Annotated in this window: 9 protein-coding genes; all 9 read left to right on the top strand. The window is 38.5% G+C overall.

Annotated elements, in window-relative coordinates; genetic code table 11:
* Positions 1-1,127: LLM class flavin-dependent oxidoreductase (locus UC75_RS04175; RefSeq protein ID WP_228137080.1), on the top strand; the 1,127-nt coding region annotated here is incomplete at its 5' end.
* A 17-nt stretch (positions 1,128-1,144) separates the two neighbouring features.
* Entirely contained in the window at positions 1,145-2,137 is a 993-nt protein-coding gene (locus tag UC75_RS04170; protein ID WP_049836807.1) for an ABC transporter substrate-binding protein, read from the top strand.
* A 2-nt stretch (positions 2,138-2,139) separates the two neighbouring features.
* Positions 2,140-2,703, top strand: coding sequence for a cysteine dioxygenase (locus tag UC75_RS04165; RefSeq protein ID WP_049836806.1), 564 nt, complete (start codon positions 2,140-2,142; stop codon positions 2,701-2,703).
* 1 nt (position 2,704) lies between these two features.
* Positions 2,705-4,294 carry a rhodanese-like domain-containing protein gene (locus UC75_RS04160; RefSeq protein WP_049836805.1) on the top strand — a complete coding sequence of 530 codons (1,590 nt, stop codon included), beginning with the start codon at positions 2,705-2,707 and terminating at the stop codon, positions 4,292-4,294.
* Between the two features lie 323 nt (positions 4,295-4,617).
* Positions 4,618-5,775, top strand: a complete 1,158-nt coding sequence (locus UC75_RS04155; protein WP_049836804.1) for an AMP-binding protein — start codon at positions 4,618-4,620, stop codon at positions 5,773-5,775.
* 12 nt (positions 5,776-5,787) lie between these two features.
* Entirely contained in the window at positions 5,788-6,579 is a 792-nt protein-coding gene (locus tag UC75_RS04150; protein ID WP_049836803.1) for an ABC transporter ATP-binding protein, read from the top strand.
* Between the two features lie 41 nt (positions 6,580-6,620).
* On the top strand, positions 6,621-7,502 hold the full coding sequence (locus UC75_RS04145) for a branched-chain amino acid ABC transporter permease (protein WP_049836802.1): 882 nt from the start codon (positions 6,621-6,623) through the stop codon (positions 7,500-7,502).
* Positions 7,503-7,505: 3 nt separating this feature from the next.
* A complete protein-coding gene (locus UC75_RS04140) occupies positions 7,506-8,576 on the top strand; it encodes a branched-chain amino acid ABC transporter permease (protein WP_049836801.1) in 1,071 nt (356 codons plus the stop codon).
* A 43-nt stretch (positions 8,577-8,619) separates the two neighbouring features.
* Positions 8,620-9,173 (top strand): ABC transporter substrate-binding protein (locus UC75_RS20145; RefSeq protein ID WP_228137079.1); only part of this gene is annotated, 554 nt, incomplete at its 3' end.

The raw sequence follows: 9,173 nt of genomic DNA, 5'->3' as shown, positions 1-9,173 counted from the left end.
CCTGCCGTATTCTTATAAAAAATACATCGGGTTTAAATATGGCAATTCAAATTTTAGGAATGATTTGGCACCGTGAGGCATCTGAAATTATTCCAGCGACGAAAACTTTTGATAAAAACTATATTGTCAAAATTGCTCAGGCACATGAACAGGCTGGTTTTGACCGTATTCTATGTGGCTATTGGTCTGATCAAGCTGATGGTTTTTTAGTGACAGCCTATGCTGCTGCACATACGTCTAAAATAAAATTTTTACTAGCACATCGTCCGGGCTTTGTTTCTCCAACATTGGCAGCTCGTAAATTGGCAACCTTAGATCAGCTGACGGATGGACGTTTAGCACTACATGTTATTTCTGGCGGGAGTGATATCGATCAGAAAAAAGATGGAGATTTTTTAAATAAACAAGAACGCTACGCACGTAGTGCCGAGTTCATCGAAGTTGTACAAAAAACATGGTATAGCCAAGAACCTTTTAGCTATGAAGGTGATTATTATCATGTAGTAGATGCTTATTCTGAAATTAAACCACTCCAAACACACTTACCCATTTATTTTGGCGGTTCTTCAATAGAAGCTTTACAAGTTGCCGCAAAGCAGGTTGATGTTTTTGCGCTTTGGGGAGAGCCTCTAGCGGGGGCCCAAGAGCAGGTTGAAACACTAAATCAGTTGGCAGCACAACATGAGCGCCAACTTGATTACAACATTTCATTTCGCCCAATTATTGCTGATAGTGAGTCCCTAGCTTGGGAAAAAGCGCAAGAAATTTATCAATTATCTAAAAAACAATTAGAAAATTTTGGCTTACAAGCTGCCAGAAAAAAACCACAAAGTACGGGTGGGCAACGTTTACTTGCAGCAGCGGGTCAAGGCGAACGTTTAGATACCAATTTATGGACTGGTATTACTTCTTTAGTTCAAGGCAGTTATAACTCTACAGCATTAGTCGGGACCCCAGAACAAGTTGCGGAGTCTATTTTGCAATATTACAAACTCGGCATTCATAGCGTATTGATACGTGGGTTTGATCCTGTTCAGGACGCAATTGATTATGGGCGAGAGCTATTGCCTCAAATCCGTGAAAAAACAGAAAAATATGATCAACAGCAACAGCTGATCTCAGCCTAATTAGAAAGGAAACAATAATGAATCACTATGGCAAAATTTTATTGGGTGTTTTTACAACAGCAATTTTAGTCGGTTGTACAAAAAAAGAGACTTCACCTGAACATGCTCAGGCATCTGAAGTTAAAGCAAATAAGGGGCAGGTTGTGCTCAATATTGGTGATCAAAAAGGCAATATGCGTGCACAGCTTGAAGCATCTGGTGCTTTAAAAAATATCTCATATAAAATCAATTGGTATGAATTTCCAGCTGCTGCACCAGTTGCAGAAGCATTAAAAGTAGATGCGATTGATATTGGTTACTTGGGTGATGCACCTTTTATATTTGCCAATTCTAATGGAGGAACAGCTAAGGCTATTGCCGTCTATAAAGCAGATCCATATCCAGTCGCTATTTTAGTGCCGCAAAATAGTCCAATTAAGTCTGCCAAAGATTTAAAGGGTAAAAGTTTAGCATTTAATAAAGGCTCAATTAGTCATCTTTTAACTTTAAAGGCCCTAGAACAGCAAGGTCTGAAGCCTGAAGATGTGACGTTTAAATTTTTACCGCCTGCCGATGGAAAATTAGCTGTTGCCAATGGTTCAGTAGATGCTTGGGTGGTATGGGATCCATATACGGCATATGCTGAGCTCAAGGATCATTTTCGTGTTGTGGTTAATGGCCGTGGTTTGTATTCAGGTTATACCTTTTTAGCAGCCACGGATAAATCTTTAAAGGATCAGAGCAAACGTGTGGCAATTCAAGATTTCATCTATCGTTTAAAAGAGTCTCAAGCTTGGGCAGGACAACACGGAGATGAGTTTGGTAAAGCTTATGCCAAAATCACTGGACTACCAGAAGATGTGGGAATCAAAGCTTTTAAACGCCGTAATGCCTCTTGGGAGCCGATCGATAATGAAGTGATCAAAGTTTCTCAAGGAACTGCTGATTTTTATACCAAATATAAGCTGATTGATAAAAAGTTTGATGTGACATCTTCATTTGATACTGGTTTTAAAGTGGAGCAAAAATAAAGATGAGTCAGTTGCAACAAGTACTCCAGCCGTTGATTGAAAGAATTGAATATGGAATTTCACAGCAATTAGAAGATGTTGATCTCATACAATCTTTTATTCCAGAGTTTCGTAGATTGCTGCATTTAAATGATTGGTTGCCAAGCTCTTATCGGCAACCGAACCCTGAACGCTATCAACAGTTTTTATTATATCGCGATCCGGAAGATCATTTTTCAATTGTCAGTTTTGTATGGGATAAGGGACAAACTACACCAATCCATAATCATGAAGTTTGGGGAGTCGTTGGTGTCCTGCAAGGTGAAGAAATCTCACAGCGCTACCAAAGAAATGCATTAGGGCATTTTGAGATCACAGGTAAACCAGATCATTTAAAAGTTGGCGAAATTGATTTTTTTACTCCAGCCTTGGGTGATGTGCATCAAGTGAGTAATGCGCTGTCCGATCAGGTTTCGATTAGCATTCACATTTATGGTGCAGATATTGGCAAAGTAGAACGCTATACCTTTGCTTTAGATGGCACAGCAAAGCGTTTTATTTCAGGTTATTCAAATCAGGAACATTAATATGACAACCAATATTCAAACTTATCAAGATATCCGCAAAAAGCTATTGGCTGGTCAAGAAATCGCACTAATTGATGTACGTGAAGAAGATCCATATGCTCAAGGCCATCCTTTGTTTGCTGCCAATATTTCTCTTTCCAAATTTGAAGTAGAAATTCTCAATCGAATACCTCGTCTGTCTACTGATATTGTTATTTATGACAATGGTGAGGGCTTGGCAGAACGTGCCTATCAACAGTTACAAGCATTAGGCTATCAGCAGATTTCATTATTGGATGGTGGTTTACAAGGCTGGAAAGATGCAGGCGGTGAAATTTTTATTGATGTCAATTCGGCAAGTAAAGCCTTTGGTGAATTTGTTGAACATCATAAAGGAACGCCGTCACTGTCAGCTCAAGAAGTCAAAAAATTAATTGATGATCAGGAAAACATTGTCATTCTGGACGCTCGTCGTTTTGATGAATATCAAACCATGAGTATTCCAGGTGGTATCAGCGTACCTGGTGCTGAATTAGTACTCCATGCTAAAAATATTGTTAAAGATGAAAATACTAAAATTATTGTGAATTGTGCGGGGCGTACACGTAGTTTAATTGGTACACAGTCATTGATTAATGCCAAGATTGGACATGAAGTCTATGCTTTACGTAACGGTACGATTGGTTGGACATTGGCACAGCAACAATTAGCTTTAGGACAACAGCAACAATATACTAATTTTGCTAATAAAAATAATCCATCAGATGTATTGGAGAATGCCAAACAATTAACCCAGCAGGCTGGTGTGAAAACGATTAGTTTGGAACAACTACAACTGTTCCAACAACAGAGTGAACATACCACCTATGTTTTTGATGTACGGTCAGAAGAAGAGTATATACAAGCGCATTTACCCCATAGCCGTTGGATTGGTGGTGGGCAACTAGTTCAGGAAACTGATCATTATGCGAGTGTACGCGGTGCCAGAATTGTACTCATTGATGATCAACTCGTCCGTGCTTATATGACTGCCTCTTGGTTGGCGCAAATGAATTGGGATGTCTACGTACTCGATGCAGATTTTCAGACAATATTTACCGAGCAAGGAGGATGGAAACCAGTTGTTCCGTTATTGCATATAAAACATCGGATCACACCTGAACAATTGCAAGCATGGTTAGATGTCGGTGAAGAAGTCACTATTCTGGATTTTACAACTAGTGCAAACTATCAAAAAGGGCATATTCCTACTGCTCAATGGGTATTAAAAGCAGATATTGAACGACTGTTTAATGAGAAAAAAATTCCAACAAATCATAAAATTGTTGTGACTTGTGGTACTAGTCTGTTAGCACAATATGCTGTATCTGCTCTTCAAGCCAAAATTTCAGAAAATGTTTATGTCTTGGAAGGCGGTAATCAGGCATGGGCAAAAACCTATGTTTTGGAAACTGATAAACATGTGTACTTATCACCCCGTATAGATCGGTATAAACGCCCCTATGAAGGAACGGATAATTCTATCCAAGCTATGCAAGACTATTTAGAGTGGGAATATGGATTAGTTGCCCAATTAAATACAGATGGAACACATGGTTTCTTTGTGGTTTAGTTAAATATTTAGCTAAAATATTGATAAAAATCATAATAGCTCTTTTAAAGCGAAGAAGAGCTATTATGAAAATCAAAAGTATCAATCAAAATTTGTTCTTGAGATTTCTCTAAAAATGTCTCTTTGTAACCAAGTAATAACTGTTGCCTGAAAAACAGTTATTCAACAATAAACGATCACTTTTATGCACAGATAGAGAAAGATATTTTTATAACTTATTGAAAATAATTGTAAAAATATTTGGCATGTAAATTGAAATATAACAGCAATATTTTTTTATCTCATCGTTTAGCAATCGACGTTATGAGGGGGGTATTGCAAAAATGTCAGATTATTCGAAAAGTCTTATTTCACTGTTGGCATACCACGCAACAGCACGTCCAGATGCAATTGCATTAAGACATAAAAAGCTAGGTCTGTGGCAGCACTGGTCATGGAAAAATTTACTAGAACTTAGCGAAAGATACGCGTCTGCGCTTTATGAGTATGGTTTTCAAAACAAGCAAACTTTTCTTATTGTCAGTGCTCCGAATATTGATGTAGTTGCTATTAGTCTGGCTATACAGGCTTTAGGTGGCGAAGTTCAATTGATTGACCAAAGTGTTGATACATTAAAAACAGAAGACTTTTTACGACACCTTGCGATTTTAAAACCAGATTATATTCTCGTAGAAGAGCTAGAGCAGCTTGTTTCAATTGAGACATTACGTTATCACCCAATTTATATTTTTTATATTGAACAAAGCAAATTAAGTACATTTGAATATGACTATGTTGTATTTGTCGATAAATTATTAAAAAGTTCCAATGAGAAATATCGTATTGATTTTAAAAAGACTCAGCTCGAACCTACACAAATTGCTTTTAGCTTTGAACGGATTGAATCTAATCAACGACTAAGAGTGCAATATTCTCATCAAGATTTGATTGCAGAGGCCAAACATTTAGTTCAAAACCACCACTTAGATCATCATGAGGAAGCATTTGTTACGCGTGCTTTTTCAAGTGTTGGGCACATTCGTTATCTATGGTCATCATGGCTACTTGCAGGTTTTAACTTAAATATTCCTGAGACCTTAAATACTCGCGATCAGGATAGACAGATTATTTCGCCAACATTGATTTTAGGGACCAATGAAACCTATGCCCGTGTTGAGCAGTTAATTTATAACCGCTTACCAAGTGATAAATGGCTTGCCAAACATTACCAGCACGCACTTCAAAAACAGAAAAATGAAGAAAAATTATCTTTGATTGATAAGTTGAGCTTTGCCTTATTTAAGCAAGTCATTTTAGAAGAGTTGGGTTTTTCACATCTTAAAGTGGCTTTAACAGTGGGGCAGCCTGTAACGCTTGCAACACGAAATTTTTATCAAAGTTTAGGTGTGAAGTTACACGAATGGGGAGAATATGCCGAATGGCAAAGTACCCAATTGGACAATTCGCAGCTTCATTCTTTACCCATAACAACAATAACTTAAGAAGGGAAATATATGTCCATATCATCTGTGGTATTGCTAGAACTTAAGGCGATTGATTTATCTTTTGGCTCTTCACAAGTGCTCAAGCAGCTTAGCTTAGAGGTGAGAGAGGGGGAGATTTATTCTTTAATTGGTCCCAATGGGGCCGGCAAAAGTTCAGTAATTAATATTATTAATGGCATTTATCAGCCGCAATCTGGTCAGATCATTTTTGCTGGTCAGGTTTTGCATCACTATAAGGCAAAGCATGCACCCTATTTAGGAATTGCGCGCACATTTCAAAATTTAGCACTCTTCAAGCAAATGTCGGTATTGGACAATGTCTTAACTGGACGAGTATTAAAAAGTCGTCACTCATTGCTAGGTGCATTATTGTCTTTACCAAGCACTCAAAAAAATGATGATTTACAGCGTTTTAAAGCTGAAGAAATTTTAAAACTGTTGAATCTACAAGAATACCGAGACCAATTGGTTAGCTCGTTGTCTTATGGTTTACAAAAACGTGTGGAGTTGGCAAGAGCATTGGCAGCAGAACCTCAGTTTCTGCTTTTAGATGAGCCAATGGCTGGAATGAACCATGCTGAAAAACGAAGTATTGCCAAGTTTATTCAAAAGATAAATCAACAGTTGGATATAACCATTTTCATGATTGAGCATGATTTGGCTGTCGTGATGGATATTTCCGACCATATTGTGGTGCTGGACTATGGCAAAAAGATTGCAGAAGGCACTCCACAACAAATTCAAGAACATCCCGAAGTGCTGAACGCATATTTAGGGATTCAAGCGCTTGAAGCGCATTGAGCATATACAAATAAATTAAAAAATAAGAGGTTAGTTTTTATATGTCATTTTTTCTAGAAGTCTTGCTAGGGGGTACGTTGGCAGGTGTCATGTATTCCTTGGTTGCCATAGGGTTTGTTTTGATTTATCGGGCATCGGGTGTTTTTAATTTTGCACAAGGTTCTTTGGTTTTATTTTCAGCTTTAACTTTTGTCAATTTAACTGAACGTGGTATTCCATTTGTGGTGGCTTTTATTATTACGCTATTTGTCATTTTTGTGCTGGTACTACTGATCGATGCATTGATTTTAAAACATTTAATTAATCGCTCTGTCATTACATTGTTTATGGCAACTCTGGGTTTGAGTTATGTCATTGAGGGATTAGCTCAAACTGTATGGGGAACACAGGTTCATGGATTAGATCTGGGAATTTCTGATTCACCCATCAATTTCTTTGGCATTATGCTGAGCAAGTTTGATCTGTTCGCAACAAGTATTGCTGGAACATTGGTCATTATTTTATCTCTTTTATTTAGTAAAACTCGCTTTGGCATTTCACTACGTGCGGTTGCTGATGATCCTTTAGCCGCACAATCTGTGGGGATCCGTTTAAATCATATCTGGATATTAGTCTGGACAGTGGCAGGGTTTGTTGCATTAGTCGCTGGTTTGTTGTGGGGCGCACGTTTAGGTGTTCAATTCTCACTTTCATTGGTGGTACTAAAGGCTTTACCTGTACTGATTATTGGTGGTTTTACTTCGATTGCAGGTGCAATTTTAGCGGGCTTGATTGTGGGAGCCACAGAGAAACTAGCGGAGATTTATTTAGGCGGCATTATTGGTTCGGGAATTGAAAACTGGTTTCCATATGTATTGGCGATTCTCTTTTTATTGGTATACCCAACTGGTTTGTTTGGTCAGAAACAAGTGACGAGGGTATAAGCCATGTTTTTATTTAGCCAAGCAAGACAGTACGTACAGCAATATCAAGATGAGAAACGCATTTTTCGGCTTAAAGAGCATCGTATTTTATTTATTTTTGCACTATTGATTGCCTTTCTTTTCGTTCCATTTGTTGGACCAGATTACTTATTTAATGCCATTTTAGTCCCTTTTCTAGTTTTGGCACTTGCCGGGTTGGGACTCAATATTCTGACAGGTTATACCGGGCAACTTTCATTAGGTGCCGCAGCTTTTATGGCAGTGGGCGCATTTGCAACTTATAACTTAGAGCTGCGAATTCCTCAGTTGCCATTACTGGTCAACATTTTTTTGGGCGGTGTAATTGCTGCTTTAACTGGGGTGGTGGTTGGTCTACCAAGTCTTCGAATTAAAGGCTTTTATTTAATTGTTTCTACCTTGGCCGCACAGTTTTTCATACCGTGGTTATTCACACAGTATGGCTGGTTTACTAACAATAATGCTTCGGGGGTGATTACTGCTCCTCGTATGGAAATATTGGGTTATTCCATAAATAGCCCAGTCGGGCACTATTTATTGACCTTAAGTATTGTTGTGGTTCTCACTGCTTTGGCTCGCAACCTGATCAATAGTCAATATGGTCGTAATTTTCGTGCTGTACGAGATATGGAAACTGCGGCAATCACCATTGGCATTCCAGTGAGCCAGACTAAATTACTGGCCTTTGCGATCAGTTCATTTTATCTCGGTATTGCGGGGGCACTTTGGGCTTTTGCTTATCTTGGAACCATTGAAGCAGATGGGCTAGATCTTAATCGATCATTTCAAATTCTATTCATCATCATTATTGGTGGATTAGGCAGCCTAACTGGCAGCTTTTTGGGCGCCGCATTTATTGTGCTGTTGCCTATTTTATTGAGTGTTTTGGGGCAAGTTGTTTTCGGACAGGCTATCGATCAAGCACTACTACAGAATCTACAAAAAATTATTTTCGGGGCTTTGATCATTTACTTCTTGATCAAGGAACCAGAAGGATTAAGCCGTTTACTACGTAATTTGTATCACAGATTAAGAAAATGGCCATTACGTTACTAATTGTTTTAACAACACTTTTGTCTGTTTATTTAGAGATTAATTTATGAAGTTATTTAAATCCTTGTGGTTTTGGCTAGTGGTTATTGCCATCGCTTTAGTCGCTATTGTGTTTGTCACGAAAAAAGACAAACAAAATCCACCTGAGCAAAAACAACAAGCCGCAACTGAGCAGCAAACACAATTGTCTGATAAAAATGCCCAGTATTTCCCGTTACAGAGTTATCGGGTTGGCCCTTACGCGGCTGGGGGAACGGGCTTTTTCGGGGGCTTTATTGACTACATGAAATCCGTCAATGCCAAAGGCGGTGTGAATGGCGTGAAGCTGGTATGGTCTGAGTGTGAAACCGAGTACGTAGTAGAAAAGGGGGTAGAATGCTATGAGCGTTTGAAGAATGGTTTAAATGGAGCGCCTGCTGCTGCAACCAACCCTTTATCTGTCGGTATCGCTTATGCAACTTTGGAGCGTTCAACAAAAGATAAATTACCCTTGATTACTATTAATCATGGGCGTACAGATTCTACGGATGGCCGTGTTTTCCCATACGTGTTTCCATTGCAGCTCAATCCATATAGTGAAGTATCTGCAATTATTAATTA

This window comes from Acinetobacter sp. V2 (assembly GCF_001188385.1).
In the GTDB taxonomy this organism is placed as follows: Bacteria; Pseudomonadota; Gammaproteobacteria; order Pseudomonadales; family Moraxellaceae; genus Acinetobacter; species Acinetobacter oleivorans.
The sequence above is the reverse complement of the archived record's forward strand: the minus strand, read 5'-3'. Positions and strand labels throughout refer to the sequence as shown.

What these genes read in the sequence shown, in the direction of transcription:
- UC75_RS04170 (WP_049836807.1), top strand. Translation starts at nt 1,145, where the DNA reads ATGAATCACTATGGCAAAATTTTATTGGGTGTTTTTACAACAGCAATT.
- UC75_RS04165 (WP_049836806.1), top strand. Translation starts at nt 2,140, where the DNA reads ATGAGTCAGTTGCAACAAGTACTCCAGCCGTTGATTGAAAGAATTGAA.
- UC75_RS04160 (WP_049836805.1), top strand. Translation starts at nt 2,705, where the DNA reads ATGACAACCAATATTCAAACTTATCAAGATATCCGCAAAAAGCTATTG.
- UC75_RS04155 (WP_049836804.1), top strand. Translation starts at nt 4,618, where the DNA reads ATGTCAGATTATTCGAAAAGTCTTATTTCACTGTTGGCATACCACGCA.
- UC75_RS04150 (WP_049836803.1), top strand. Translation starts at nt 5,788, where the DNA reads ATGTCCATATCATCTGTGGTATTGCTAGAACTTAAGGCGATTGATTTA.
- UC75_RS04145 (WP_049836802.1), top strand. Translation starts at nt 6,621, where the DNA reads ATGTCATTTTTTCTAGAAGTCTTGCTAGGGGGTACGTTGGCAGGTGTC.
- UC75_RS04140 (WP_049836801.1), top strand. Translation starts at nt 7,506, where the DNA reads ATGTTTTTATTTAGCCAAGCAAGACAGTACGTACAGCAATATCAAGAT.